The sequence below is a fragment of the Corynebacterium sp. HMSC072D12 genome, from assembly GCF_001813925.1.
Classification (GTDB): Bacteria; Actinomycetota; Actinomycetes; order Mycobacteriales; family Mycobacteriaceae; genus Corynebacterium; species Corynebacterium aurimucosum.
Genome location: NZ_KV814403.1, coordinates 67641 through 93221 on the forward strand (window position 1 = coordinate 67641; position 25581 = coordinate 93221).

A 25581-nucleotide genomic window follows, 5' to 3' on the forward strand; every position below is an offset into this window, starting at 1 on the left:
CGCGACTCTAGCGCGCGATGATGGGTGAGGATCGCACTCCCTGCAGGCCTTCGACTTCACGCCAATACGAGCGTTCAGATCCGCCTGCGGGAAGCTGCAGTAGAGCATGCGCATCGGTGACGTAGTGCGTCGACGGTGAGGAAGCCACCGCCACCACCGGCGCGGTGATATTTCCGGTAGGTAAGGTGGTAGCAGAGGAACCGTCTTGCTCAATACGCCACACGGGCGAATTCGACGCCGAGGTACCCACGAGCAAAGAACCATCCGTCTGCCACTCCACGGACAAGGCCGAGCCGGTCAGCTCTGGACCAACTTGGTGGATGTTGACGATACGCCGCTCGCCCGAGGTCGCGCGGGCCACCACGCCTGTGTAAATGCTGCCGTCGATGATCATGGCGATACGGGCTCCCGTGAGGGACAGTCGAATGACCGAGATCTCTCCCTCCACGTTCTCCAGTGCAGAGGTGTCCACCTCCGCGGTACTCAGTTCGCCAGTCGCCGGCGAACGCGTCACACGGACTACATGTTTGCCGTCAACAACGGTCCACGCCACCTGGCCGCCCACCTCAAAGGTGGGGCGGGCTAGGGTTTCGCCCTTGACCGAACCCTTGAGTCCGTGGCCGAGCTCGCCCATCGCCAGCTGCGATTCCTTCTCAGAACGCTTACGCACCGCGGCCACCATCCCCTCATCCGAGATATCGGCGGACTGGATGTCATGGATCTGGCCGGCCATGCCCTGTACCTCGGTGCTACCTTCGCCCTTGACTTCCAGCAGGGAGCCGTCGTTGACGGCGTAGAGCTTGGGCACGGATTGGGCAGCTACCTCTGGGTTGAACTCGGCGAAATCATCGATGGTCATCTCCTCCATGTTGTCAACCAAGGGGCTGCCATCGATGGTGGCGCGAACTGAATTAGTGATCTCCGCATTGTTGAGAGTCCAGACCAACTGGGAGGCAAATTTAAGGCGCTCCTCCTGGCTCATTGCTGACATCCCACTGAATTCATACACACCATCGTTGATGCCTAAGAAAGTGGCATCCTTCGGGATCAAGGTGGAGGTCGCCGGAGCGATATCGGAAGACGGCCCCTGTAGCAGGAGGGTGACCAACTCTGAAGCGATCGAGTCCTTTCCCGAGTAGAGCCACCGACGGTCCGCCACCAGTAGGCGCTGGGTTGTACCGAAGAAGTACAGCGACTGCGGGCGGTAGCGGTTGCGCAGTTCCGTGCGCTCGATCACCGCACCAGTAGGCAGGTCGGTAATGCGCCATTGCCCATTGAACTGGCGCAGGCGGACAGTCGCCTCAAGACGCGAGTTATCCGGGACATAGGCCCCACCATTCGCCAGACGGCCGATGATGTTGCCGCGCACCGAATACTCGAGGGCACCGTCTTCCATGTTTGAGGTCACAAGGTCGATGGAATCCACGACGAGCACGGTATCCGTGGGATCCCAGGTATTAGCGATTTCGGAGGAAAGGAAGGTGCGCGCAGCAGCGTAGTTGCCAGTGGGAATCGCCACGGCCGAATAGAAGTCACGGACTAAGAGGTCCGGTTCGCTATCGGTGCGGGGCTCCACGACGGCATCGTCTGCCCGCTCATGAGGTTCAAAGGTGCCGATCACCTGGGGATCAGTGTTATGCGGCAAAGTCGAGCACCCGACGAGGGTAGTAAGCGCGACGCAGCTGAGCACTGCGAGTGAGCGGCGGGCCGGAATCATCGCTGGGCCTCCTCGTCGAAATCGGGGACGATGTCTTGATTGAACGGCGCTTCCGCGCCACGCGCTTCGCGCTCCGAGGGCCACACTATCCCGTTATCCGGCTCTGCCTTTACTGCAGGGGCTCCTAGTTCAGTGCTCACGTCGAGCGCGGACTGTTCCTCCGCTTCGACGGGCTTCGGAGCGCCCGGGACCTCGAGGGCAATGGGCTCAGATTCCACCGCTTCCCCCGGGGTGCGTGGCAGGATTAGACGGAAGCGCGAGCCGGTGCCGAAGTAGCCGATGGCATCCAGAGTGCCTCCATGGAGCACGGCATCCTCGCGAGCGATGGCCAAGCCTAAGCCGGTTCCACCAGAATGGCGCTTGCGCGAAGAATCCGCACGCCAGAAACGGTTAAACACCAGCTCCTCCTGACCTTCCTTGAGTCCCACGCCAGAATCGGTGACGGCGATGCCAACGGCATCCTCAGTCGCGCCGATATCCACGGTGACGGGGTTGCCTTCAGAGTGATCAATGGCGTTCGCGAGCAGGTTACGCAAGATGCGCTCGACGCGGCGCGAATCGCATTCCACAGCCACGGGTTCCTCTGGGGCATGAACGATAACCTCCACCCCCAACTCGGCGGCGAGGTGTTCCACCTGGCTCAGTGCGGAGTCCAGGCAGGAGCGAATGTCAAGGGAGGCTGTGGACAAATCAGCCACGCCTGCATCGTGGCGAGAGATCTCCAAAAGGTCCGCGAGCAAGTCCTCGAAACGGTCCAGCTCCTTGATGAGCAACTCCGCCGAACGTTTGGTGTAGGGGTTGAACTCTTCTGCGTCTTCCGCGATGACATCCGCCGCCATGCGCACCGTCGTCAGCGGCGTGCGCAACTCGTGAGAGACATCGGAAGTAAACTGCCGCTGGAGGTCGCCATATTCCTCCAGCTGGGTAATCTGCTTTGACAGCTTGTCTGCCATGTCATTGAAAGAGGAAGCAAGGCGGCCCATCTCATCATCCGAGTTGACCACCATGCGCTCGCGCAGGTGGCCGGCGGCAAATCGTTGTGCAATGCGGGATGCGGAGCGAATCGGGACGATCACCTGCTGGGTAGCCAGCCAGGCAATACCTACGAGGAGGACCACGACCACCACTCCGGCGGCCGAGAGCAGACCACGCATAAGCGCCATCGTGGATTCCTCGGACTCCATGGACAATACGAGGTAGACCTGGGTATTCGGGATATCACTTTCGATGGGTGTGCCCACCATCAACGCGTTATAGGTCGCCCCCGACTGCTGGTCCACCGTGGCATATTGCTGGACAACCTGACCGCGGCCGACGAGCTCGCGCATGCCATCGGGAATACGGTAGCCCTCCGGCGAGGTCGTGGCCGTGCCGTCTGAGTTTTCCACGACGATGACCGGCTCATACACGGCTTGGGCATCGGGCTGTTGCGCCGACATTTGGCCCAAGGCGGCGCGCGCAGAGTTGATGCGCACCTGCGTTGAATTTGCTGTGCCGGTGGCATCGATCTGCTGCTCCACGGCCACACGGGCGCGGTCGAGCTCCTGCAGTGCGGTGTCTTCCTTCTGGCTCACGAGCTGTTGTGTCAACACCGACACCAGTGCATACGCCAGGATGATCATGACCACCGTGGAGGCGACCAGCATCATGCCCAAGACACGTGTCTGCAGGGACGTGCGCCAGCGCTCGACGACGCCATCCCGGGCTCGCCTTAACCAACCAAAAATAGCGGTAGTCCTTTACTCGGCGATTTTTCCAGTCTTGTATCCCACACCGCGCACCGTGAGCACGATGTGTGGATCTTCTGGGTCGTGCTCGATCTTTGCGCGCAGGCGCTGAACATGCACGTTGACCAAGCGAGTATCGGAAGCGTGGCGGTAACCCCAGACGGATTCGAGCAACGCCTCGCGGGTGTGCACCTGTCCGGGCTTTCGAGCCATCTCCAGCAGGAGGTCGAACTCTAGCGGGGTCAGCGAGATCTCCTCGCCTCCCTTACGGGTGACGGTGTGCTCGGGGACGTCGATAAGCAGGTCCCCTACCTCAATTATTTCGCTCGTACCCCCGTCAATCCGGCGCAGGCGCGCACGGATACGGGCGATGAGCTCTTTCGGCTTGAAGGGTTTGGTGATGTAGTCATCCGCCCCCGATTCGAGGCCAAGGACCACATCGACGGTATCGGTCTTTGCGGTGAGCATCACGATAGGCACCGAGGACTCGGTACGGATGGCACGGCAGATATCAACGCCGTTCATGCCCGGAAGCATGAGATCCAACAGGATCAGATCGGGGTCATGCTCGCGGAAGGCCGGGATGGCCTCATTACCATCGTTGACGGCAATAGGTTCCAGCCCTTCCGCCTCGAGCACGATGGTAAGCATTTCGGCAATCGCCGGATCATCATCCACGACCAAGATTTTCGGTGCCACGTTATTGTTCTCCTACAAGCTCCTTGACAGCTTGGATAATCATATCGGCATCCGCGGTGGCGATCCACCGCCCTGCCCACTGCTGCTCCGCCAACCGACGGTAGGCAGCCGCCGTGCGTGACTGCAGAGCGGCATCGCGTTCATAGCGGTCGCGGTTGCGTCCCTCATCCTCTGCTGCACGGGCCACGGCACGCTGGCCGGCAAGGGCTACGTCGGTATCCAAAAAGACCTGCAGTTGCGGCACCGGCAGGCCGAAGCGCTCGAATTCGAGCTCATAAATCCAATCAACAATGAGCTCCCCTCCCACCCGCGCGGAAGAGTACGCGGCGTTGGAGGCCACATAGCGGTCCAGAATGAGCAGAGAGTCCGAGGACGCAGCGGCGGTGAGGAGCTGTTCCTTGGCGCCCCGCCGATCCAGCGCAAAGAGCGTGGCCATCCCGTAGATCGAATCGGTGAGGTCACCCATACGCCCGTAGAGCGCCTCCTGCGCGAGCTGGGCATGGATGGAGTCTTCGTAGCGCGGGAAGCTTAAGACTTCGACATCGCAGGCTAGTTCTTCCCGCAAGCGCTGGGTGATGGTGTTCTTACCCGCGCCGTCAATTCCTTCAATACTGATCAGCATGCTTGGTGTATCTGGTGCTCGAGCTGTTTCTAGGAAAGCTGGCTCTACGACAGAGCCTCAATGAAGGGCTCAAGGTCATAGTCCTCTTCCACACCTTCGATCAGCTCGAGCGCGTTTTCGTTCAGGTTCTCGCTGCCGGAGCCGGCGAGATCCCGGATGAAGGGGTAGTCCTCAACGACCTCCCCGGCACTGAACGGAGCACCTGCCCAGATGGCAGCAATCGTGGCCGCCGCTAGGGCGTTGCGCTGCTCCTCTTCAGTCTGCGCCTCACCTGAAGCCGCAAGCGCGCAGGCATCATCGACCGCAGCAACGATCTCTTCATCCTCTAGATCAGCCAGTTCATCCAAGAAGTCGACGTTGGCCTCGTCAGCGAAGATGTCTTCATCCCATGAGCTCATTGTTTTCTCCTTTATGCTCTGGTGAATTAGGGGTCTGTGTTCTTATATCCACGGTGGGCCGGTGCGGATTCGCAGGCGGGGGCACGCCGCGCAGCCGCTATCTAATCCAAGTTCTACCATTCTTTAGGCGCACGTATGCAAGGCTTGCTCCCGCGGGCCCGTTTTATTACGGCACTAGCTATCTACCTTTCCTTCCTCTTTCACATTTCTCTCTCCTTCTACAGCGCACCGAAGACCGGCTCGCATAAGAAGCGCGTGGGGATTATTGCCCAGCCCATTTACTATCCTCAGTTTCGTGTTATCGTTGTTACCGTCTTGTGACATTTGAGCAGGCTTTTGCGCAGCAATTTAAGTAGGAAGGAGAGCGCCCCGCATGACGAGCACCCCTCGCCGCATTGTGGCTTTCGTCGTGGCAGGCCTCCTGTGCGCCGTCGCCGTTGGCATCGCAGTTTGGCGCATGAGCGCGCCGGATTCCGTGGTATCCAAGCCCTCCGCCGCCACCGCTGCCTCAAGCGCTCCGGCCACGTCATCTTCGGCAACGCACTCCTACACCACCACGGCCTCCCCGACCTCGACGCGCTCCAAGCAGTCCCAGACTCAGGTTGCCGCACCCGCGGAGGATCCGTACTTGGCACCGAATGCCGTGGTGAACCGCACGGAACCGGCTGCGCCCACGGCTGTCTACCGCCCTGATAATGTCTCCTCGCTGCAGAACCAGCAGCCGCAGGTAACGCCGAACACGCAGTACCCGCAGGCGCCGCTCAGCACGGCGCCCACTGCGCCGCCATCTGAAGGTTCCGCTACGACGGCCCCTGGGTCGCCAGTACCGGGCTCTCCTCAGCCGAGCTCAGAACCGACGCAGCCGCCGACCACACCGGAGTCACCGACGATCGTTCCACAAGAGAGCCCAACGGAGGACCACCACGCTGGCCCGCAGTCCTCCGGGCAGCCACAGCCTGAAGAACCTTCTGACTCCCCTGAGTCCTTCAATCCGCGGCCAGCTGGGTTCACCCACGAAGCTCCCGCACCTGATGCTGAGACCCCCGCAGAACCCCGCGAAGCAGGCAAGAAACCGTGGGAAGGAACCGCCCCACTAGTCGGCGATGGCGCGAAAGCTCCGGGGCGTGACGCCGAGACTCATCGAAGCAACGAGGCTCCCACCCCAGCGGCACCGACGGATGATACCCCCGTCGCCGAGGAACCTTCTGCAGCAACCCCCACCGCCACTGCTCCAGCTGAAAGCTCCCCCGAGCCAACTCCCGGACCGGCGATCACAGAGTCGGCTTAAATTCTCTCACACTTAAATCCCCTCACAGCTGCCCAGGCGCACACAAAGCCTGGGCAGCTGCGCAGTTTTAAGGCTGGCCGCACGCCATGGGCTTAGACGCGGGCGATGAATACCTCAGCACCCTCGGCGCCGGCAGCGCGGACGGTAGCAACAGGGTCGTTGGCAGGGAGCCACGCAGCGTGGCCCGCGCTTAAGTTGAGGCTCTCTGCCTCCGCGTTGCTCAACGCAGCTGCGCCGGAGGTACACAGCAGAATCATCGGGCCATCGCTGTCGACATCGACGCTCTCCTCGCCGGAAAGCTCTACACGGTCCAGCAGGAATTCCTCAATCGGTACCGGATAGGACCATGCCTTCGCGCCCTTCACGTTTCCGGTTTCGGAGGCATCCACTAACTCCACTCGCGGGTCTTCAGCCGCCTCGTAGGTGAGGACCTTGACCAGTTCAGGAACGTCAACGAACTTCGGGGTCAATCCGCCGCGTAGCACGTTATCGGAGTTGGCCATGATCTCTACGCCTAAGCCGGAGACATAGGCATGCAGCTGCCCGGCGTCGAGGTAAATCGCCTCACCCGGCTGCAGGACAATGTGGTTGAGCAGAAGCGCTCCCAGAACGCCGATATCACCTGGGTACTGTTCATTGAGCTTGGCCACGGTACCCATCACGGTGGTCATCCACGGCTCACTTGCCTGGGTGCTGCGCAGTCGCTCACCAGCAGCCACCACCGCACTGATCAGTTCCTTGCGCTTGGGGCCAGGGATCGTAATCCAGGTGGTAAACAGCGCGCGGAGACTATCGCCTTCGGCGGCTGGATCCGCATCAAGCATGCCTTCATAGTGCGCTAGTTCTTCGCATTCCAAAGCCGCGAAGAGGCTGCGGGTCTGCGCAAGGGGGCGGAATCCCGCCATGGCGTAAAACTCGGTGAGCGCCACGATGAGTTCCGGCTTGTGGTTGTCATCCTTGTAGTTGCGATTAGCTGCCGTGAGATCGATTCCCGCCGCGTTCTCGCGGGCAAAGCCTTCCTCGGCCTGCTGTTTCGAAGGATGCGCCTGCAGCGATAGCGGTTCGGCGGCTGCCAGAATCTTCAGCAAGAAGGGCAGGCCGGCACCATACTTGTCAGCCACCCGCTGTCCCAGCTGTCCTTGGGGGTCGGCCGCGATGATCTCATCCAGCTTCTCCTCCCCAATCGTTGAAGGGTCAGCCGGATGCGCACCGAACCACAGCTCTGCTACCGGGCTGTGGGCTTCCGGCTCGCCGAGCAGCGTCGGGATAAGCGTACGCGAACCCCACGAATAATTGCGGGCAGCGCTGGTGAGCAACTTCATTGAAATCCTTTATTTCACGTCGTAGGCGGTCGCGGCATAACTGCGCGTAATCAGCTGCAGCGCGCGGGCCAATTCCCCACAGGAGGTGTCGGCGCTCGCTGCTGCGAAAGAGTGGGGAAGGTTCGCCTCTTCCTGTCCCCATAAAACAATTTTCAAGGGTACCAAAGGCTCGTCCGCTTCAAACGGGTCGTAGAAGATGTCAGTCGGGTCTGTCTGCAGAATCGGCCCTAAGCCTTCCGCATCAACAACGGTCCCTCCCAGTCCGTGGGCTGCCCACAGCGCACCGGCCATACGGGCAACAAGCGCGTCAAGGTGCACGCGCGTGCGCTCCTCCGACAACGCATAAGGATCGGGCCCACAGCTGTGGATGACTCGCCCGCCCTCTACGAATTCACGCAACGCGCGCCCAGGGTTCGTCGTGGAGTCACGTTGCGGGGATAGTGCTTCCAGCTCACGGTCCACTGCATCGGCGACGTCCTCCACACGGCGGGAAACGAGAACTGGGTCTTCGCTCAGCACCGCGTACACCGCGTGCACAGCTGTAATCACGCGCACCGGGGAGATCCCTTCGGCGGTGGGTAGGTTGTCAATGACGATGGTGTCCTCGGGGGCGTCGTCGATCTCATTGAGAAGGACTGTCGTGGCACCCCGGCGCGCAGCAGTATGCAGCGCGCGCTCCACCCACGGGCTATCCCCCACCACCACCACGACATCGAGGGCACCGGTAAAGCGCGGTAGTGACTCGCTGACCATGATGGGGACTTCAGCGGGCTCAGCTAGGCCCACAGCAACGTGAGCGGCAGCGCGAGAAACTTGGTCGGCGGCAAGGATGACGACGCTGCGCGGGCGGAGTCCGCCCAGCACGCGAGCAAGCTCCGGCACGGATGCAGCCACCACGCGCGCCTGGGCGCCTTCGTGGGCAATGTCAAAGAAGCCCACGGTTTCGGGGTCATAGGAAGTCATAGGCCCGAGCATAGCTAGGATTAGTGTCCATGAGCATTCATCCGGTAGTCCTTGTCGGCGGCGGCCCTGGCGCGTGGGATCTCATCACCGTGCGTGGCATGCGGGCGCTGCAGGAGGCCGAGGTCATCGTGGCAGATCACCTCGGCCCTACCGCCCAGCTGGATAAGCTGTGCGATATAGGCACCAAGGAGCTTATCGACGTCTCCAAGATCCCCTACCGCGCCCAGGTGGCCCAGGAGCGCATCAACGAGATTCTGGTTGACAACGCTCGCCAGGGGCGCCGCGTGGTCCGCCTCAAGGGTGGGGATCCTTATGTGTTTGGACGTGGTTTCGAAGAACTCACTGCGCTTGCGGAAGCGGGCATCCCGGCGGAAGTGATCCCCGGGGTGACCTCGGCGGTCGCGGTGCCCGCACTGGCGGGGACGCCGGTGACGCACCGTGGCGTCGTTCATGCCTTCACGGTGGTCTCCGGGCACCTGCCGCCAGGCCATCCCAAGTCTTTGGTGGATTGGGCAGCCCTGGCGCAATCTGGGGCTACGTTGTCCGTCATCATGGGTGTCAAGAACGCGGCTGCCATCGCTGCTGCGCTGATCGACGCCTCCCTGTCGCCCCACACCCCCGTGCGCATCATTCAGGAAGGCTCCCTCGATGGCGAGCGAGCATTCCAGTGCGAGTTGGCTGAGCTAGGGGCCACGATGGAAGAGAACTCGGTGGCTCCCCCGGCGGTCATCGTCATCGGTGAGGTTGCCGGGCTCTAGCGCCAAGTTCTACTCAACTCCGACGCGCTCGTCCTCCGAATCCGCGGAGCTTCCTGCATGGGCGCCCTCGCGGCCGGTCGGCTCCGCTGTTTCAACGACGCGGCTGCCGGTGCGCTGCTGCGAAGTGCTATCCCCCTCCGCGCCCTGCGCGGATCGAGCCCGGCATTGATTCGCCCAGACCGTGAGAGCAACTCCGAGGACCAGCGCAGCGACCTGCAAAAGAAGGATCTGCTGATGCGCCAGCGCCCACCCTAGGGCCCTAGGAATGTTGAGCGTCACGATAGCCGTGCTCACGAATCCCCCAAGGAGCGTGGGGTTGATGCGCGAGATGAGCCAGGCTGCAATCGGTGCGGTAATCACCCCGCCGATAAGCAACGCTACAACCGCGGCAGCGTTAGCCACGATCTCCTCCCAGAGGCCAACGATGAAGCCCGCCGTGGCACCAAAAGTAACGAGGAATTCTGCAGTGTTGACCGTGCCGACGATGCGCCGCGGCTGCTCACGGCCGACCGCCATGAGCGTCGAGGTGGAAATCGGGCCCCAGCCACCGCCGCCTGAAGCATCGACAAAGCCTCCCACCACGCCGAGCCCCGCGAGAAGAGGAGTGGAGTGCTGTCGAGTTTCCTGCGATGTGCGGCTCCGTGGGCGCGAGAAGCGCCAGACGAGGTTGATGCCTAGGACCACGAGAATCGCAGACGTTACGGGCGCGGCAGCTTCGAGAGAAAGGTTAGACAGAACCGTCGCTCCGATGAAGGCTGACAGGCCTCCCGGCACACCGAGCTTGAGCACCGTAGGCCAGTGCACGTTGCCAAAACGCCAGTGGCTAATTCCGGAGACCAAGGTGGTACCCAGCTCCGAGGCGTGCACCACGGCGGAGGCCGTCGCGGGTCCCAAGCCAGCTAGCAGCAGGATGGTGGTGGAGGTGACGCCGAAGCCCATGCCGATGCCACCGTCGACAAGCTGCGCGGCGGCACCCGCAACCGCGATGAGAATGAGGCTACGCATGGGCCACCTCCGCATAACGGTGGGAAACAATGCCGGCGAGTGCCTCACCCAGCGGAGGGAGAATCTGCCGAGTCTCCCCATCGCTGCGCCCTGCATCCTCGTCGAGGCGATCTAAAAGCAGGCCAGGGCTCACAAAGAGTGGCACGACGACCTCCTGTTCTCCGCCCGAGTCAACGGGCTGGCGCGCACCGCGCGTGGCATAGGCAACCTTCGCTGTGCAACCGGCAAGCTCACCGACACGACGCGCTAGACCAGCAACGGCGGCGTTGGCACGCTCATCGGAGGAGCCGACAGAATAGAGCACAACGGTATCTGTTCCCTCTGGAACTCGCTCTGCCAGCAGACGCGCCATGTCCTCACCGGTACCGAGTCCACGGGCTTGGTGAAGGCGCACCCCAGATGCCGCAGAAGCCTGGGCCACAGCTTCAGGAACGTCGATGCGCTGGTGGTAGCCCTCGGTAAAGAGCAATGGCACAACGACCGCCTCGCGTATTCCTTGCGCTGCTAGGCAGCGCGCCGCCTCATCAAGTGGCGGGTTATTGAATTCTAAGTGTGCGGCGGTGGCCGGCACACCGGCCAATTCGCCAGCGGCGTGGGTCAGGGCCATAACGTTCGCTGCAGCCTCAGGGTGGCGTGAGCCGTGTGACAAGGTTAGTAATGCCGTGGTAGCGGTCGGGGCGGTCATGGTGGGTTTCCTTAATTCTGAGTTTTCGCGGTGGAATGGCCGCGGCGAGCGAGAGAGCGCTGCAGCGCCTCCGCGGAGGAGACCGCCGGCGCGGGCGCTACGGGGGCATCGTCTTGGCCGTGGAAGCGTACGGAAAAGATGCGGAGGCACTCTTCGCACTTCCAGGCAAAATCATCTTCCTCATCTGGAAAAAGGTTTGTCCCGGCGCAGTAGGGGCAAAAGGCTGGGTGATTGCGGTTGGGGTTAGGCTGACGGCGAAAATTCACTGCAGGTCCTCCTCGTCCGCGCGCAAGACCCAGTGGCGGAACTGTTCGCCGTCTTCGCGCTGTTCCTTGTACTTGTTGACCAAGCGAATGACATAGTCCGGAACCTCATCCGCCACCACCTTGTGCCCACGCAGCTTTCTGCCCCAGTCCGGAGATAGCCCGAGGGCGCCGCCAAGGTGGACCTGGAAACCTTCAACGCGGTTGCCATCGGCATCCGTCACGATCTGTCCCTTGAGCCCGATATCCGCTACCTGCGAACGCGCACAGGCGTTGGGGCAGCCGTTGAGGGCGACAGATAGCGGGACGTCGAGGTCACCGAGGGTATCTTCCAAGATGTCGACGAGCTCGATGGCGCGGGCCTTGGTGGTCACGTGCGCGAGCTTACAAAACTCCAGGCCGGTGCAGGAGATGACGCCGCGGCGGAACTCCGAGGGCTGGGAGTATAGGCCCGTCTCATCCAAGGCGCGCGAAAGCGCGGGAATGTCCTCTTCTTCCACGTCGAGGAAAAGCAGCTCCTTCATCGGTGTCGTGCGAATGCGGCTGATGCCGAATTTCTCGGCCACGTCGGCGATGGCAATGAGCTGCTCGCCAGTGGCATGCCCCACGGTGGGTTTCACGCCGACGTAGAACTTGCCGTCCTGCTGGCGGTGCACGCCCACGTGATCGCGGTTGCCGGGAGCGACGGGTAGCGGGAGGCCGTCGAGAAGCGGCGCGTCGAGGTATTCCTCCTCCAGTACCTTGCGGAACTTCTCAATGCCCCACTGCGCCACCAGGAACTTCAGACGCGCGCGGTTGCGGTTGCGACGGAAGCCATAGTCGCGGAAGATACGCGCCACACCGGCCCATACCTCCGGCACGCGCTCGAGCGGAATCCACGCGCTGAGGGATTGCGAGAGCATCGGGTTCGTGGACAGTCCTCCGCCCACGAAGCAATCGAAGCCCGGGCCGTACTCCGGATGCTCCGTACCCACGAAGGCAACGTCCTGGATCTCGTGGGTCACGTCCTGACGCACGTTGCCGGAGATGGCGGACTTGAATTTACGCGGAAGGTTATGGAATTCATCGCGCAAGAGGTAATCATTCTTAATCTCCTCGATGGCTGGGGTGGCGTCGATAATTTCGTCGGCAGCCACCCCCGCTACCGGTGAGCCAAGAATGACGCGGGGCACGTCGCCGCAGCCCAACAAGGTATCCAGCCCCACAGAGCGCAGTTTCTCCCAGATGGCGGGGACATCTTCAATATGAATCCAATGCAGCTGGATGTTCTGGCGGTCCGTAAAGTCCGCGGTGGAGCGCGCATAATCGCGCGAAATCTCTCCCACCGCCCGCAGCTTGGCGGGATCCGCGCGGCCGCCGTCGAAGCGCACGCGCATCATGAAGTACTCGTCCTGTAGCTCGGCGTTGCTGAGCTTGGATGTCATCTCCCCGCCTAGGTTCTGGTTGCGCTGGGTATATAGACCCAACCACTTGAAACGTGGGGCAAGGTCCTCTGCGGGAATCGAGGAAAATCCTTGCTTGGAGTAGATATCGATAACGCGCTGACGCACTGCTAGGGCGTCGTCGGCCTGCTTGATTTCCTCGTCGGAGTTCAGCGGCGCGGTGCCGTCAATCTTCCACTGGCCTTCCGGTTTCTTCGCACGTGGCTTTCGCTGTGTGGCGGTGGTCATAATTTGCTGCCTTTCGTCGGTTAGTGAAAACCTACCGGTCTAGCAATAACAGACAAAGCGGTCTTTTTTATTTTCTCCCGAATATGCAAAGCACGCTGGGTTTATGCCACAATGTTCTCCGAATGTAATTAGGCCCAGTTGCCCTCCAGCAGACAAGCCGGTTCAATGAAACCCACGCTTGTTTAGACCTAAGCTTTCGTTAGTTACTACAACATTCCGAAAGGCCATCATGACCCAGCAGCCCCTGAAAGTAGCCGTCATCGGCGCCGGCCCAGCCGGCATCTACGCCTCCGACATCCTGGTGAAGAAAACCGGCGGCAACGTTCAGATCGATCTCATCGAGCAGATGCCCGCCCCCTTCGGGCTCATCCGCTACGGCGTGGCTCCGGACCACCCGCGCATTAAGGGAATCGTTAACTCCCTGCACCGAGTGCTCGACACCGAACAGATCCGCCTTTTGTCCAACATCAACGTGGGCCGCGATGTCACCGTCTCCGAACTCGAGGAGTACTACGACGCCATCGTCTTCGCCACCGGCGCAGTCGGCGACTTGGGCATGCAGATCCCCGGCTCCGATCTCGAGGGCGTCCACGGCGCCGGCGAATTCGTTGGCTTCTACGACGGCAACCCACGCTTCGAGCGTTCCTGGGATCTCTCCGCTACCGACGTCGCCGTGATCGGCGTGGGCAACGTGGGCCTCGACGTCGCCCGCATCCTGGCCAAGACCGGCGATGAGCTCAAGGAATCCACCGAGATTCCCGACAACGTCTATGAGTCCCTGGCCAAGAACCAGGCCACCACCGTCCGCGTCTTCGGCCGCCGCGGCCCGGCGCAGGCCAAGTTCACCCCGCTGGAGCTCAAGGAGCTCGACCACTCCCCGACCATCAACGTGGTGGTGGACCCGGAGGATATCGACTACGACGAAGCCTCCCTCAAGGCCCGCGAAGAGGCCAAGTCCTGCGACCTGGTGTGCCAGACTCTGGAAGGCTACGCCATCCGTGAGCCGAAGGATGCCCCGCACACCCTACAGATCCACCTCTTCGAGCAGCCGGTGGAGTTCATCGGTGAAAACGGCAAGGTTACCGCTGTGAAGACCGAGCGCACCGCACTCAACGGCGATGGTTCTGTCTCCGGCACCGGCAAGTTCACCGAGTGGCCGGTACAGGCCGTGTACCTGGCCGTGGGCTACCGCTCCGATGCCATCGAGGGCGTTCCCTTCAATAAGCAGAAGAACGTCATCAACAACGACGGCGGCCACGTGGTTGACCTCGACGGCGATATCGTCCCGGGCCTCTACACCACCGGCTGGATCAAGCGCGGCCCGGTGGGGCTCATCGGCAACACCAAGTCCGATGCCACGGAGACCATCGGCATGCTGCTTGCCGACGCCGAAGCGGGCAACCTCTCCCACTCCCGTGACGAGGACATCGTCGAGCTCTTCAAGTCCAAGGGCCTGGAGCACCTGACCTGGGAGGGCTGGAAGAAGCTTGACGCCGCCGAGCGCGCCCTGGGTGAGGCCGAGGGTCGCGAGCGCAAGAAGTTTGTCGAGTGGGAAGAGATGGTCAACCACTCGCGCGACTAAGCCGGCTCGTCCCAATTAAAACTGCCCTATCTGACGACGTTATCGCTCCCGCCGCAATGAACGCGGGGAAAATCGTCAGATAGGGCAGTTTTCGTCTCAAGGCTCGAGGCCTTCGTGTGAAGGCACGTGCCTTCACACGCTAGGCGCGGATGATGCCGAGGACCTCGTCGACGATGGCCTGCACCTCGTCGGCAGTCTTGGCTTCGACGTTGAGGCGCAGCAGCGGCTCGGTGTTGGAGGCGCGGACGTTGAACCAGGCGTCAGTGCCCTTGAGCTGTACGGTCACGCCATCGAGCTCGTCGACGGACTCAATCTTGTCCGCCAGCTCATTCAGCACGCGCTGGGTCGTTGCCTTCTGATCCTCCACGGTGGAGTTAATCTCTCCCGAGGCTTCGTAGCGCGAATACTGGGCCATCAGCTCGCTCAGCGGCTTGTCCTGCTCACCCAGGGCTGCCAGCACGTGCATGGCCGCGAGCATGCCGGAGTCCGCATTCCAGAATTCCTGGAAGTAGTAGTGAGCGGAGTGCTCACCACCAAAGACCGCCTTCTCCTTGGCCATCTGGGCCTTAATGAAGGAGTGGCCCACGCGGGTGCGCACGGCCTTGCCGCCCTTCTCCGCGATGAGCTCCGGAACCGTCTTCGACGTAATCAGGTTGTGGATGACCGTGGAGCCTGGGAACTTGTCCAAGTAGCGCTCCGCCACCAGTGCACAAATAGCAGACGGCGGCACCGGCTGGCCCTTCTCATCCACCACGAAGCAGCGATCCGCATCGCCATCAAAAGCCAGGCCGATATCCGCCTTCTGCTCAACGGTGAACTTCTGCAGGTCCACCAGGTTCTTCGGATCTAGCGGGTTCGCCTCGTGGTTGGGGAAGGTGCCGTCCAGCTCGAAGTAGAGGTCACACACGTCGAAAGGCAGCCCCTCAAAGACCGCCGGGACGGTGTGTCCACCCATGCCGTTCGCGGCGTCGACAGCCACGACCAGTGGGCGGGAGTTCTCCAGCGGCACCAAGCCGCGAAGGAATGCCGCATAATCCGGAAGAACCTCACGCTCAGTGACGGTGCCCGGCTCGCCGTCGAAGGCCGGGATGCCGTCGATCAGCATGTCCTTGATCTGCTCCAGACCTGTCTCCTGGCCCACCGGAACAGCACCCGCGCGGCACAGCTTGATGCCGTTGTACTTCGCCGGGTTGTGGGAGGCGGTAAACATAGCGCCCGCGCAGTTCAGGTGGCCGGCGGCAAAGTACAGCTCATCGGTAGACGTCAGACCGAGATGGATAACATCGAGGCCCTGCGCAGCAGCGCCCTCCGCGAAAGCAGCGGCCAGCTGCGGGGAGGAAGGACGCATGTCATGGCCCACCGCCACGGTGCTCTCCCCTTCCCCACGGAGAATCGCGGCAAAGGCCGCACCAGTATCACGCACGAGGTTCTCATCGATGTCCTCGCCCACGACACCACGGACGTCATAGGCCTTGATCACTGCATTGAGCTGTTCACGAGTTCGCATAGCCCACAAGCATACCCCCGTCGGACGCGGTGATCTGCGTCCGACGGGCTAGAAAGCGCCCGAATGGCTACTCTGCGTCCGGCACCACAGTCAGGTGAGCGCGGCGGCGCTGGCGGGCATCGTGCACTCGGCGGGTGCGGAACACAGGGTGGTTGGAGTTACGCGGATCGGCGCCGTCGAAGGTAGCGGAGTAGTCAATGGGATCGGCACCGGAACCAGCCGTGGAATCATCAACCAGGCCAGTGGTCACGCGCCCGGCCTCCCGGACGGCTTCGGCGAGCGCAGTGAGGTCATCATCCTCATCAAGCTCGATGCGGTCAACGCGCACCATCTCCCAACCTTGCGGGGCGGTGATGCGGGCGCTGTGCTTTTCGCACAGGTCCCAGGCGTGGGGATCGGTTTCTTCAGACAGTGGGCCCACGACGGCGGTTTGCTGCGCGTAAGCATAGGTCAACGTCGCCACGGCGGGACGGCCGCAGCCGGGGCGGGAGCAATGGCGAGAGCTATTCACGGGCCCAAGTCTAAACCCTAACTTGAGATTTAGATAGTCCAGCGCGGCGCGTCTCGCCGCAAGCCCTGTTCCGGGCGGCTTAAACTAAGCCGCATGAGCACGCCCCGCCCGCATATTCGCCCGGCCCGCCACCGCCATGGCCGCGGTGCACGCGGACCCCTGCTCCCCCACAACACACCGCGCTATCGCAGCAGCGCTGAGCGCTTCGACATGGCCGTGCTGGAGGCCTACGCACCCATCCACAATGCTTTCGCGGAACAGCTCACCGGGCTCGATCTCGCGGTCGATACCGTGCCCCGAATGCGCCTATCCGTGGATATGACCGTGATGCCGGATGAAATCATCGCCGATGGCCCGGTTCCGCTCGGACGCATTGTCCCCGCAGGGGTCGATTCCGATGGGCAGCCCACACGCGCACGGTTGGTCATCTTCCGCATGCCCGTGGAGGAGCGTGTGCATTCTGCCCAGGAGCGCGAAGAACTACTGTCCACAGTGCTCACCGCGCTGGTGGCACATTATCTCAATGTCGATCCAGGAGATATTGATCCGCGCTTTACCTGGTAAAACCACTGCTCCCCCTTGCGATGGGCACTAAGCCTAAAACAAGGGAGAAGCAATGATTATGCGCTGCTATTTTCGCTACGCCTTAACCAATTTCACGCTTGAGGCGGCGACGCTCACGGTCTGACAGTCCACCCCAGATTCCGAAGCGCTCATCATGCTCCAGGGCATACTCGAGGCATTCATCACGCACCGCACAGGCCTGGCAGATACGCTTAGCCTCGCGGGTAGATCCTCCCTTTTCGGGAAAGAATGCTTCCGGGTCCGTTTGGGCGCACAGCGCCTGGTCTTGCCACTCCTGCTCGACAGCACCAAAGAGTTCATCGAGCGACATCTCTGCAGCAGCACCGCCACGGAGAATAGCGCCGTTATTCGTTGTATTGTCCACGCTGCTTCCTTTCTCCGAGGTCGTTTCTCTCTTAATTCGGTGGCACCGACCCTACACCGAAAAGATTTTTCGGTGCCGCGCCCGCCGTGCCGTTTATTACACTGATGTCATTTCACACCGAATCACTAAATATCGTCAACCTGTCGCGGAAGATTTTTGCGCAGCTCCAGCGAAAACGCTGTACAGAGTCCCCAACTTTCACATCAGTCACAGATCTCCTAGCCGGGGGGTAATCGTCGGGGGTACTACATGTAGTACCCTCCCCCTATCCTGTGAACAATTCCAAGGTTTCTTCGGCGTGTCGCCACCCAGTCCGGCAAAACACATGGATCTCATTCGCACCACGAAAACCACGAGTCACGGCCACGTGTATCGCTTAGCCTTCGGTGCCGTTACTCATACACAAAAAAGGAAAGCGCCGAGAGACACCCCCTGCTCTCCGCGCTTTCCTATCGCTTTATTCCACTGCGCGGCAGCACTTAGGCGTCGGAACTAAAACGCACGCCCGCGTCCGGAATGCTCACACCAGGGAAGACGCGCATGCCGCCCTGCAGTTCGCAGCGCGCGCCAATAGTGGCGCCTTCACCGATAACGCAGCCATCGATATGCGCGTTGGCGCCGATGTGCGCACCCGAGGCAATGATGGAGTTATTGATGATGGCACCCGGCTCAATGGTCACGCCATCAAAGACCACCGTGCCATCCAAACGCGAACCCGCCCCAATGACGGAACCGCGGCCCACCGCCGTACCAGACAGAAGGAGCACGCCACCGGCAATACCCGCGGACTCATCCACCACGGACTCACCCGTGCGGCCCACCAACAACGGCGAATGCGCAATACCGCGCACCAGATCAGAGGAACCGCGGACGAAATCATCCGGACGGCCCATATCGCGCCAGTAGGAGTTGTCCACGTGTCCAACCACCAAGCGGCCGGACTCTAGCAGCTGCGGGAAGGTCTCACGCTCTACAGAAACCACGCGGCCTGCCGGGATAGTCTCGATAACATCCTTCTTGAACACGTAGCAGCCAGCATTAATCTGGTTCGTCGGCGGATCCTCAGTCTTCTCCAAAAAGGCCGTCACCCGGCCCTCAGAATCCGTCGGAACACAACCAAAAGCGCGAGGATCAGCAACGTTGAGCAGGTGCATCGTCACATCCGCATCCTTGGAGTGATGCGTATCGAGGATGCCGTTCAGATCCATTCCGGACAAAACGTCACCGTTGAACACCATGACCGTATCCTGGCGCAACTTGTCATAGACATTGCGGATACCGCCACCAGTGCCCAGAGCGGTCTCCTCCACCACGTACTCAATCTCCAAGCCCAACTCGGAGCCGTCCCCGAAGTACTCCTCAAAGACCTCCGCCTTATAGGAAGTAGAAAGCACCACGTGCTCGATTCCTGCTTCCTTGATACGAGCAAGCAAGTGCTGAAGGAATGGGTAGTTGGCCGTGGGCAACATCGGCTTCGGCGTGCCAATCGTCAGCGGGCGCAGACGGGTGCCGCGACCTCCCACCAGAATGACGGCATCGGCCGTCGATCCCCACTGGGGCGCTGATTCAGTCATATCGTTCCTTAATCTCTTTTCAGATAAGTCACCGTTAGTGTATAAGCGCCCCAGCCCTAGGAGCCGTCGCGGCACGCGCTTAAAACCAGCCCGCGCACCCGCAACCCCAGCCACAAAGCCGCGCGCAGTGGCGCTTGGTACCAGTACGGGTGCCTATCCGCTTGGAAGCGATAGGCGGAGTCATGGTGGGCACGCAGCATCGCGCCGCGATGGGCCTGCGTCGAATGGCCCTTGGCGTGGGTAATCACCGCCGTGGGGCAGAAGATATTGCGCCAGCCGGCGCGGACAAAGCGGTCACCTAAGTCCACGTCCTCCAAATACATGAAGTAACGCTCATCAAAGCCGCCAATCTGCTCAAAAGCCTCCCAGCGCACCAACAGACAGGAGCCGGATAGCCAGCCGGCCGGGCGCTCGCTGTCCATGTCGGCATCATCGCGGTAGGCGCGCGACCACGGATTGGAAGGCCAGATTGTGCCAAAGAGCGCATGGCCAACACCCGTCAGCAACGTCGGCACCGCGCGAGCAGAGGGATAGTTGCTACCATCCGGCTCCACGATGCGCGGCCCCACCGCCGCGGCATCTGGGTGGCGGCGCGCACACGCGATCAGCTCATCCAGAGAACCTTCGCTAAACGTCACGTCCGGGTTAGCAATGAGAAAGAACTCTTCATCGACGCCCTTCGCCCGAGCGAAACGCGCGCCGGCATTCATTCCGGCGCCATAACCGAGGTTTCCCCCGGTATCGAGGAATTCCACGTCCGCGTGCTCCCGCGCGGCAGCTTCCGGCACCCCATCGGTCGAGCCGTTATCGGCGAGGATGGTGAGGGTTGGACGGGACGTCGCCAAGCGCAGCGAGGACAAGAAATCGCTGAGGTAACGGCCAGGAGAAAAGGTCACGGTGACCACGGCCAGGGGTTTCTGTATATTCTTCACGATAAATTTGAGCGTACCCAACGCCAGTGCGCGCACGCGCCCGCGACACTGCTTCACGTTTTTGCAGCGAGCTCACCTAAACTAGTCCCGTGACTTCCCCGAACTCCCCGCGCGCCGCCCGCCATATCCAGGCCGCGCCCTCGCAGTCCGCGCCCACCGCTCAACGAGGATCGACGCCGGTGAAGGCCGTCGTCGCGTTCCTGTCTGCTGTCGTCCTGGTGCTCTCCGGCGTGGGCTACTTCACCGTGGGAAAACTGGGAAATGATATTTCCTCCGCCTCCAACCTGGCGCTGGGTAACCAGGGTGGTTTCAAGGACAGCAGTCTCGATGGCGCGGTCGATATCTTGCTCGTGGGTAAGGACTCCCGCACCGATGCCAAGGGGAATCCGCTTTCCGAACAGGAGCTGGCAGATCTGCATGCCGGCGTGGACGAAGGTGAGGAAAACACGGACACCATCATGGTGATCCGTATTCCCAACGATGGCTCGCGCGCCACGGCAGTATCCATTCCGCGCGATACCTATGTCCACGACGAAGACTTCGGAAACACGAAGATCAACGCAGTCTTTGCGCAACACAAGGTAGCCAAGATGGAGGAGCTGCAGCAGGACAACGCGGAGGCTGAAGCAGCGGGCAAAAAGGCACCTCATACGGACAAGGAGATTGAGAAGGAAAGCACGGAGGCCGGCCGTTCTGGCCTCATTTCGATGGTGCACCAACTCACTGATGTCAGCGTTGATCACTACGCTGAGGTGGGATTGCTGGGCTTCGTGCTGCTTACCGACGCCGTCGGGGGCGTCGACGTCTGCCTCAACGACGCCGTCGATGATCCGATGTCGGGCGCCAAGTTCCCGGCCGGGCGCCAAACCTTGCAGGGATCCGAGGGCCTCTCCTTCGTGCGCCAGCGCTATGATCTCCCGCGCGGTGACCTTGACCGCATCGTGCGCCAGCAGGCCTACATGGCATCGCTGACCTCGAAGGTACTGGACTCGGACACGCTGACCTCCCCTGGCAAACTCAACAAGATTGCCGATGCCGTGGAGCGCTCCGTGGTCATCGATGACGGTTGGGACATCATGGGCTTCGTCACCCAGCTGGCCGGGCTGGCCGGCGGCAACGTGACCTTTACGACGATCCCGGTGACCTCAATTACCGGCGTGGGTGACTATGGCGAATCGGTGGTGACCATCGATACCGCAGAGGTCCACCGCTTCATGGAAGATTTGGCCAAGTCCCAAGAAGAAGCCGAGGAAGAAGAAAAGTCTGAGGATGCCGCCTCGGACGAGGGCGGCGACAACGGCGAGAAGCCCGTGGCTGAAAACCTCAACCTGCACGTCTTGAACGCCGGCAACGTCGACGGAATGGCCGGCGGAATCGGCGCGTGGCTGAAGAACGTGGGCTACACAGTTGAGCGCACGGCCAATGCGCAGTCGGGCCTGTATACCGAGTCCCAGATTGTGGCCGCGGATGCTAACGATGAGCGCGCCCGGGCCCTGGCTGAGCAGCTCGGCGGACTGCCAGTCACGGCCAACGAAGAGCTCGAGCCGGATACCTTCATCGTGGTGGCTACTGATGATTACTCCGGCCCGAAGGATGACTCCGCGCAGGAAGAAGAGGCTGCTGCGGAGCCCAGCCAGGGTGGCGACACTCAGCAGGTTGGTACCCCGGGCGATGATTTCGGTACCGCGGAGGTTTCGCCTGAGATCGACGCTGGCGGCGATGGCCCGCGCTGCGTGAACTAGTCTGCTGCGAGGTGAACTCGCAGTAGACTCAAGGGCCTAGTCACCGGTCGTTCGTGGCGGGCTGAGCGCCTGCCACCTACGATGGGCGGACATGGAACTCCTACAGCATCTCCTGTCCGCCGATGCCTCTGCTCCCCGGCTCAGTGTTTATAACGAAACTGACGGCACCCGCATGGACTTCTCGGCGCAAACGCTGGAGAACTGGACCTCCAAGATTGCCAACATGCTGTTGGAAGAGCTCGACCTCGAACCAGACACGGATTCTCGCATCCTCATTGACCTTCCGGTGTCCTGGCAGGCTGCCGTCATTGCGCTTGGGGCGCTCGCCGCCGGAGTCCCCTTCGACATTAAGAATGGTGCGGTTGCTACAGAACCGCACGCCGACGATATCGCCGTGGTTTTCACCTCCCCGGAGACCTATCTCAAGGCTGCGGCGGGCGCCGACTCTGCGTCAGCCCCACTGGTCGATACGGTGCTAGTCACGCAGGATCCTTTTGGCCGCGGCGTTGTCGAAAGCGGCGGCGAGCTGCCGCTGGGCACCATCGACTTCGGCCCCACCGTGCGCTTCTATGGTGATCACTTCTATGGCACCACGACCCCACTGCCGGAGCTTTTCCCCACGGATTTGGGCGCTGAGCGCGTGCTTTCACAGGGCTGGACGGACACCGCTTCCTTCCAGCGTGCAGTGCTCGAACCGCTGGCCGCGGGCGGCTCCGCCGTCATCGTGGCGGGCCTGTGCTCAGCCGACCGTTTGCAGGAAATCGCAGACAACGAGAAGGTCACCGTCCGCTCCTAAAAGCCTTCATGAGATAGTAGAGCAATGTTCAGCTGGCTCTACATCTTTATCGGCGTGCTCATCCTCGTGGGGACAATCTGCCAGGGCACCATCGGATTTGGGCTGGGCACCATCGCCACCCCCATCTTGGCGCTGATCAAACCGGAGCTGGTTCCCACGCTCATTCTCTTGCTGGCCTTCGTCATTTCCACCACGACGATGCTCAAAGCGCGCTCGGCGGTGTCCTGGGACATCGTGGCCATCTCCTCCATCGCGCGAATACCCGGATCCCTGCTCGGCGCGTGGGCCATTGCTTCCCTCTCCCACCGCGGGCTCTCCCTATTCATCGGCTGCGCGGTCATCTTTGCCATGACTTTGTCCAGCCTCGGCTGGTCCCCCAAGCGCACCACCACCAACATTGCGGTGGCAGGCGTTGCCTCTGGGTTCCTGGGAACATCCACCTCCATCGGCGGCCCGCCCATGGCGCTGGTACTCAAGGGCTATGACCCAGCCCGCATACGCGGCACCCTGTCGGGTACCTTCATCATCGGCTGCACCATCTCGCTGGCGATCTTGGGCTTAAGCGGGCAAATCACCAGCCTGCAGCTCACCGCTGCCGCGGCTTACCTGCCGGTAGCCATCGTGGGCCTCATCGCCGCCAGCTACCTCAACCGTTTCATCAACGCCAAGGTGCTCAACCGCATCGTCCTCGTCGTGGCTATCAGCGCGGCCCTGGCGCTCATCGTTGAGGGGCTGGTTGCTGCCTAGCGTCAGCCGTATGCTGCCGGGCACAACTGCCAGGAACATGCCCCACACTGCCCGTCCTGCCAAAGTTTTCGCCTCTGACTCAAGATCTGGCAATAACTTCGTCACCTAGGGCAGTCGGGTGGCTCCGGGAAGTCGGGCGGTTCTGGATAGTCGGGTGGTTCCGGCGGCACAGGCGGCACATACCCCAAGTGCTCGCTGTATTCCCACGGTTTCGGCTTGGGCGGCAACACTCCCTCGTGCCAGAAACCGATGAACTTGAAGTAACGCTTCTCAAAGTCCGGATTCCTGGCATTAGCTATCTGGTCAATGACATAGTCCAGATGATGCGCCACGCAATGACCTGTATAGCGCAGCGTTAGCCACCCAATCAGTGCGCCCTCATTGTTCTTCCAATGGTCCCGCAACCATGACTCTTGCTGGGAATGGAATTTCATCCCGTTGATTTCTACCGCAACTTTGAGCTCTGGGAGCACGATGTCCCAGGTGTAGTGGCCGATAACAACGTTGCACTCGACCTTGAGCCCACGCCTTTTCAGCCCCTTGGCTACTTTCACCTCCGCACCAGAATCCGTGAACAACGCGGCCTGCTCTAGCATTCGTTGGCTTGCAACAGGGGTGACATTGAGTGCTTCGCGGTGACTATCCAGTCGGGCGCGTCCGGCCTTCGAGGAGTAGATGGACTCAAACACGCGAATCCCCAGTTCAGGACTAACAGATTTCATGGCGACAAGAGGATTAAGGACCCGGATCCCAGACGAGGTAACGAAACTCTCGACGCTCACCCGCGAGTGCACATAAAAGGTTGATGTCGGCATTCTCTCCACACTGGCGAGCCGCAGTGGAAAAGTCACGGTCTCGCCAAGAAGCACCTGGGCAGCCGTTGTTCCTGTCGCCTTAAGGAATGGCCTGTGCTCCTGTAATAGCTTTAATAGTTCTAATGGCTCGGGCCTGCCCCAGACATAAAGCCCCTTGGCAAGTCGCGTAATCTCTCCTCGGCGCACGCGAGTTGCAAGCGCACCTTTAGATAGGCCGCACACAATGCCATGTTTCATGTCATTCCCCCCGGAAAGTTAGGCTCCAAGGTAACACGGCACGCCGCTGTGTGCTGCGCAACCGCCCTACTCGCCAAAGTTATTGTCTCCGCCTCAAGATCTGGCCAGATCTTTGGCAACTGGGGCAGTTTTGTCGACTGCGAAACTAGGCGCGCGAAGCGCCCAGCGCCAAGAAAACGCCCTAGCGAAGCGACCCCTCAATAAAACTGCGGAACCGTTGGGCAATCTGCGCAATCTCTTCCCCCGCATAGTGTCCCGGGGACCAGGCCGCGACCAGCGGTACCCCTGCCAGAGCGCGCTCACCATCGACCACGTCGAAGCCCACCAGCCGCACTGGTTGCAGCTCCGTCATGAGCGCTACGGCTCGCCCAGCACGCGCCAAGGCGCATAACGTTGCCGTATCATCGCACTCCACGTGCGAGCCTAAGGCGTAGCCAGCCGTGCCCACGAAGGAATCCACCACCCCGCGAGACACACTTCGCCGCGAGGGCAGCGCCACATTCTCTTGCAGCAAGCGCTCGACCTCCACGCTTGTCGAACCCGCGCACTCCAGTGCTAAGGGATGCGTCGGCGGCACCCAGGCACGCACCGGAATCGTGCCCAGCGGCAAGGAGACCACATCATTGCCCGGTGGGATGGTGGCAATCACCACGTCGGCGGTTCCTTCCAGCGCGTCGAAAACGTCATAGTGCATGACCGGGGTCGTGGTGAGCAGAGGGATAGTTGAGCCAGCGGCCTCAATAAAAGGAGCGAGAAGCGTCGAAATCGTCGTTGGCGTAGCCGCCACACGCAACGCCGGGACACTGCCCGCCCGAAGTGCCTCCACCGCCTGCCCGGCGCGCGCGGATTCCGCGAGGAGGCGGCGGCAAGTCGGGATGAGGGCATGCGCCGCATCGCTGAGCGCTAGCGAGGAACCAGCCCGCACGAAGAGCTCCAGGTCCAGTTCTTTCTCAAAGCGCCTAAGCTGCCGACTCAGCGCCGGCTGAGTTATTCCAAGGCGTTCCGCAGCAGCAGTCACCGTGCCGGAATCCACAACCGCAAGGAAATATTTGGCCTTCACCATGTCCATTTC

Annotated in this window: 25 protein-coding genes; 7 read left to right on the forward strand and 18 right to left on the reverse strand. The window is 61.4% G+C overall.

Annotated features, from left to right (window positions below; translation table 11 throughout):
• Positions 1-7 precede the first annotated feature (7 nt).
• From lpqB to HMPREF2943_RS06850, 5 genes are all read right to left on the reverse strand, one after another.
• A complete protein-coding gene (gene lpqB / locus HMPREF2943_RS06830) occupies positions 8-1717 on the reverse strand; it encodes an MtrAB system accessory lipoprotein LpqB (protein ID WP_070711162.1) in 1710 nt (569 codons plus the stop codon).
• Positions 1714-3387, reverse strand: a complete 1674-nt coding sequence (gene mtrB / locus HMPREF2943_RS06835) for an MtrAB system histidine kinase MtrB (protein WP_284762979.1) — start codon at positions 3385-3387, stop codon at positions 1714-1716. The genes lpqB and mtrB overlap by 4 nt, the downstream gene beginning before the upstream one ends.
• Positions 3388-3456: 69 nt before the next feature.
• On the reverse strand, positions 3457-4143 hold the full coding sequence (gene mtrA, locus HMPREF2943_RS06840; RefSeq protein WP_070446165.1) for an MtrAB system response regulator MtrA: 687 nt from the start codon (positions 4141-4143) through the stop codon (positions 3457-3459).
• 1 nt (position 4144) lies between these two features.
• Positions 4145-4765 carry a dTMP kinase gene (locus HMPREF2943_RS06845; protein ID WP_070644122.1) on the reverse strand — a complete coding sequence of 207 codons (621 nt, stop codon included), beginning with the start codon at positions 4763-4765 and terminating at the stop codon, positions 4145-4147.
• A 44-nt stretch (positions 4766-4809) separates the two neighbouring features.
• Positions 4810-5163 carry a DUF4259 domain-containing protein gene (locus HMPREF2943_RS06850; protein WP_070446169.1) on the reverse strand — a complete coding sequence of 118 codons (354 nt, stop codon included), beginning with the start codon at positions 5161-5163 and terminating at the stop codon, positions 4810-4812.
• Positions 5164-5536: 373 nt separating this feature from the next.
• Between HMPREF2943_RS06850 and HMPREF2943_RS06860 the strand changes: the two genes are divergently transcribed.
• Positions 5537-6451, forward strand: coding sequence for a DNA-directed RNA polymerase II (locus tag HMPREF2943_RS06860; RefSeq protein ID WP_070711164.1), 915 nt, complete (start codon positions 5537-5539; stop codon positions 6449-6451).
• Between the two features lie 92 nt (positions 6452-6543).
• Here HMPREF2943_RS06860 and manA read toward each other — a convergent pair whose 3' ends face one another.
• Both manA and HMPREF2943_RS06870 read right to left on the reverse strand, forming a co-directional pair.
• A complete protein-coding gene (manA, locus tag HMPREF2943_RS06865; RefSeq protein WP_070711165.1) occupies positions 6544-7773 on the reverse strand; it encodes a mannose-6-phosphate isomerase, class I in 1230 nt (409 codons plus the stop codon).
• 9 nt (positions 7774-7782) lie between these two features.
• Complete coding sequence (locus HMPREF2943_RS06870; RefSeq protein WP_246815736.1) at positions 7783-8736, reverse strand: exopolyphosphatase; 954 nt, start codon at positions 8734-8736, stop codon at positions 7783-7785.
• Positions 8737-8765: 29 nt separating this feature from the next.
• Here HMPREF2943_RS06870 and cobA point away from each other — a divergent pair, with 29 nt between their 5' ends.
• Positions 8766-9494: a uroporphyrinogen-III C-methyltransferase gene (gene cobA, locus HMPREF2943_RS06875; RefSeq protein WP_070711166.1), complete on the forward strand. Its 729-nt coding sequence runs from the start codon at positions 8766-8768 to the stop codon at positions 9492-9494.
• A 9-nt stretch (positions 9495-9503) separates the two neighbouring features.
• On the opposite strand, the gene HMPREF2943_RS06880 is transcribed toward cobA, so the two are convergent.
• Genes HMPREF2943_RS06880 through HMPREF2943_RS06895 form a run of 4 tightly spaced genes read right to left on the reverse strand, consistent with a single transcriptional unit; the run spans position 9504 to position 13117 of the window.
• Positions 9504-10499 (reverse strand): sulfite exporter TauE/SafE family protein, encoded by a 996-nt coding sequence (locus tag HMPREF2943_RS06880; protein ID WP_070711167.1) that lies wholly within the window; start codon positions 10497-10499, stop codon positions 9504-9506.
• Entirely contained in the window at positions 10492-11184 is a 693-nt protein-coding gene (locus tag HMPREF2943_RS06885; RefSeq protein ID WP_070711168.1) for a sirohydrochlorin chelatase, read from the reverse strand. Before HMPREF2943_RS06885 ends, HMPREF2943_RS06880 begins: the two co-directional genes overlap by 8 nt.
• Before the next feature lie 11 nt (positions 11185-11195).
• Positions 11196-11450, reverse strand: a complete 255-nt coding sequence (locus tag HMPREF2943_RS06890; protein ID WP_070644136.1) for a hypothetical protein — start codon at positions 11448-11450, stop codon at positions 11196-11198.
• Positions 11447-13117 carry a nitrite/sulfite reductase gene (locus tag HMPREF2943_RS06895; RefSeq protein WP_070711169.1) on the reverse strand — a complete coding sequence of 557 codons (1671 nt, stop codon included), beginning with the start codon at positions 13115-13117 and terminating at the stop codon, positions 11447-11449. Before HMPREF2943_RS06895 ends, HMPREF2943_RS06890 begins: the two co-directional genes overlap by 4 nt.
• Positions 13118-13346: 229 nt before the next feature.
• Here HMPREF2943_RS06895 and HMPREF2943_RS06900 point away from each other — a divergent pair, with 229 nt between their 5' ends.
• Positions 13347-14699, forward strand: coding sequence for an FAD-dependent oxidoreductase (locus HMPREF2943_RS06900; protein WP_070644138.1), 1353 nt, complete (start codon positions 13347-13349; stop codon positions 14697-14699).
• Between the two features lie 139 nt (positions 14700-14838).
• On the opposite strand, the gene HMPREF2943_RS06905 is transcribed toward HMPREF2943_RS06900, so the two are convergent.
• Positions 14839-16206 carry a phosphomannomutase/phosphoglucomutase gene (locus tag HMPREF2943_RS06905; RefSeq protein WP_070711170.1) on the reverse strand — a complete coding sequence of 456 codons (1368 nt, stop codon included), beginning with the start codon at positions 16204-16206 and terminating at the stop codon, positions 14839-14841.
• Between the two features lie 67 nt (positions 16207-16273).
• Positions 16274-16717 carry a DUF3499 domain-containing protein gene (locus HMPREF2943_RS06910; protein WP_012714896.1) on the reverse strand — a complete coding sequence of 148 codons (444 nt, stop codon included), beginning with the start codon at positions 16715-16717 and terminating at the stop codon, positions 16274-16276.
• A gap of 93 nt (positions 16718-16810) precedes the next feature.
• On the opposite strand from HMPREF2943_RS06910, the gene HMPREF2943_RS06915 reads away from it, so the two are divergent.
• The gene (locus tag HMPREF2943_RS06915; RefSeq protein ID WP_070644146.1) at positions 16811-17281 is read left to right on the forward strand and encodes a metallopeptidase family protein; all 471 of its coding nucleotides are present in this window, start codon (positions 16811-16813) and stop codon (positions 17279-17281) included.
• 82 nt (positions 17282-17363) lie between these two features.
• On the opposite strand, the gene HMPREF2943_RS06920 is transcribed toward HMPREF2943_RS06915, so the two are convergent.
• From HMPREF2943_RS06920 to HMPREF2943_RS06930, 3 genes are all read right to left on the reverse strand, one after another.
• Complete coding sequence (locus HMPREF2943_RS06920; protein ID WP_005528147.1) at positions 17364-17612, reverse strand: WhiB family transcriptional regulator; 249 nt, start codon at positions 17610-17612, stop codon at positions 17364-17366.
• A gap of 533 nt (positions 17613-18145) precedes the next feature.
• Positions 18146-19240 carry a mannose-1-phosphate guanylyltransferase gene (locus HMPREF2943_RS06925; RefSeq protein WP_070446197.1) on the reverse strand — a complete coding sequence of 365 codons (1095 nt, stop codon included), beginning with the start codon at positions 19238-19240 and terminating at the stop codon, positions 18146-18148.
• A 56-nt stretch (positions 19241-19296) separates the two neighbouring features.
• Positions 19297-20172 (reverse strand): glycosyltransferase family 2 protein, encoded by an 876-nt coding sequence (locus tag HMPREF2943_RS06930; protein WP_070446586.1) that lies wholly within the window; start codon positions 20170-20172, stop codon positions 19297-19299.
• A gap of 89 nt (positions 20173-20261) precedes the next feature.
• Here HMPREF2943_RS06930 and HMPREF2943_RS06935 point away from each other — a divergent pair, with 89 nt between their 5' ends.
• From HMPREF2943_RS06935 to HMPREF2943_RS06945, 3 genes are all read left to right on the forward strand, one after another.
• Complete coding sequence (locus HMPREF2943_RS06935) at positions 20262-21914, forward strand: LCP family protein (protein WP_210399724.1); 1653 nt, start codon at positions 20262-20264, stop codon at positions 21912-21914.
• A 91-nt stretch (positions 21915-22005) separates the two neighbouring features.
• Positions 22006-22710 (forward strand): TIGR03089 family protein, encoded by a 705-nt coding sequence (locus HMPREF2943_RS06940; RefSeq protein WP_070446201.1) that lies wholly within the window; start codon positions 22006-22008, stop codon positions 22708-22710.
• A gap of 24 nt (positions 22711-22734) precedes the next feature.
• Complete coding sequence (locus tag HMPREF2943_RS06945; RefSeq protein WP_070711172.1) at positions 22735-23457, forward strand: sulfite exporter TauE/SafE family protein; 723 nt, start codon at positions 22735-22737, stop codon at positions 23455-23457.
• A gap of 101 nt (positions 23458-23558) precedes the next feature.
• On the opposite strand, the gene HMPREF2943_RS06950 is transcribed toward HMPREF2943_RS06945, so the two are convergent.
• Positions 23559-24509, reverse strand: coding sequence for a type IV toxin-antitoxin system AbiEi family antitoxin domain-containing protein (locus HMPREF2943_RS06950; RefSeq protein WP_070644155.1), 951 nt, complete (start codon positions 24507-24509; stop codon positions 23559-23561).
• Between the two features lie 181 nt (positions 24510-24690).
• Positions 24691-25572, reverse strand: coding sequence for a LysR family transcriptional regulator (locus HMPREF2943_RS06955; RefSeq protein WP_246817287.1), 882 nt, complete (start codon positions 25570-25572; stop codon positions 24691-24693).
• Between the last annotated feature and the right edge of the window lie 9 nt (positions 25573-25581).

Excerpts from the sequence above, each read along its gene's own strand:
- HMPREF2943_RS06955 (WP_246817287.1), bottom strand. The coding sequence starts at position 25,572 with ATGGTGAAGGCCAAATATTTCCTTGCGGTTGTGGATTCCGGCACGGTG.
- cobA (WP_070711166.1), top strand. The coding sequence starts at position 8,766 with ATGAGCATTCATCCGGTAGTCCTTGTCGGCGGCGGCCCTGGCGCGTGG.
- lpqB (WP_070711162.1), bottom strand. The coding sequence starts at position 1,717 with ATGATTCCGGCCCGCCGCTCACTCGCAGTGCTCAGCTGCGTCGCGCTT.
- HMPREF2943_RS06850 (WP_070446169.1), bottom strand. The coding sequence starts at position 5,163 with ATGAGCTCATGGGATGAAGACATCTTCGCTGACGAGGCCAACGTCGAC.
- HMPREF2943_RS06915 (WP_070644146.1), top strand. The coding sequence starts at position 16,811 with ATGAGCACGCCCCGCCCGCATATTCGCCCGGCCCGCCACCGCCATGGC.
- HMPREF2943_RS06885 (WP_070711168.1), bottom strand. The coding sequence starts at position 11,184 with ATGACCGCCCCGACCGCTACCACGGCATTACTAACCTTGTCACACGGC.
- HMPREF2943_RS06950 (WP_070644155.1), bottom strand. The coding sequence starts at position 24,509 with ATGAAACATGGCATTGTGTGCGGCCTATCTAAAGGTGCGCTTGCAACT.
- HMPREF2943_RS06880 (WP_070711167.1), bottom strand. The coding sequence starts at position 10,499 with ATGCGTAGCCTCATTCTCATCGCGGTTGCGGGTGCCGCCGCGCAGCTT.
- HMPREF2943_RS06925 (WP_070446197.1), bottom strand. The coding sequence starts at position 19,240 with ATGACTGAATCAGCGCCCCAGTGGGGATCGACGGCCGATGCCGTCATT.
- HMPREF2943_RS06870 (WP_246815736.1), bottom strand. The coding sequence starts at position 8,736 with ATGACTTCCTATGACCCCGAAACCGTGGGCTTCTTTGACATTGCCCAC.
- HMPREF2943_RS06860 (WP_070711164.1), top strand. The coding sequence starts at position 5,537 with ATGACGAGCACCCCTCGCCGCATTGTGGCTTTCGTCGTGGCAGGCCTC.
- HMPREF2943_RS06845 (WP_070644122.1), bottom strand. The coding sequence starts at position 4,765 with ATGCTGATCAGTATTGAAGGAATTGACGGCGCGGGTAAGAACACCATC.
- HMPREF2943_RS06945 (WP_070711172.1), top strand. The coding sequence starts at position 22,735 with ATGTTCAGCTGGCTCTACATCTTTATCGGCGTGCTCATCCTCGTGGGG.
- HMPREF2943_RS06905 (WP_070711170.1), bottom strand. The coding sequence starts at position 16,206 with ATGCGAACTCGTGAACAGCTCAATGCAGTGATCAAGGCCTATGACGTC.
- HMPREF2943_RS06900 (WP_070644138.1), top strand. The coding sequence starts at position 13,347 with ATGACCCAGCAGCCCCTGAAAGTAGCCGTCATCGGCGCCGGCCCAGCC.
- HMPREF2943_RS06920 (WP_005528147.1), bottom strand. The coding sequence starts at position 17,612 with ATGTCGCTCGATGAACTCTTTGGTGCTGTCGAGCAGGAGTGGCAAGAC.
- manA (WP_070711165.1), bottom strand. The coding sequence starts at position 7,773 with ATGAAGTTGCTCACCAGCGCTGCCCGCAATTATTCGTGGGGTTCGCGT.
- HMPREF2943_RS06940 (WP_070446201.1), top strand. The coding sequence starts at position 22,006 with ATGGAACTCCTACAGCATCTCCTGTCCGCCGATGCCTCTGCTCCCCGG.
- HMPREF2943_RS06895 (WP_070711169.1), bottom strand. The coding sequence starts at position 13,117 with ATGACCACCGCCACACAGCGAAAGCCACGTGCGAAGAAACCGGAAGGC.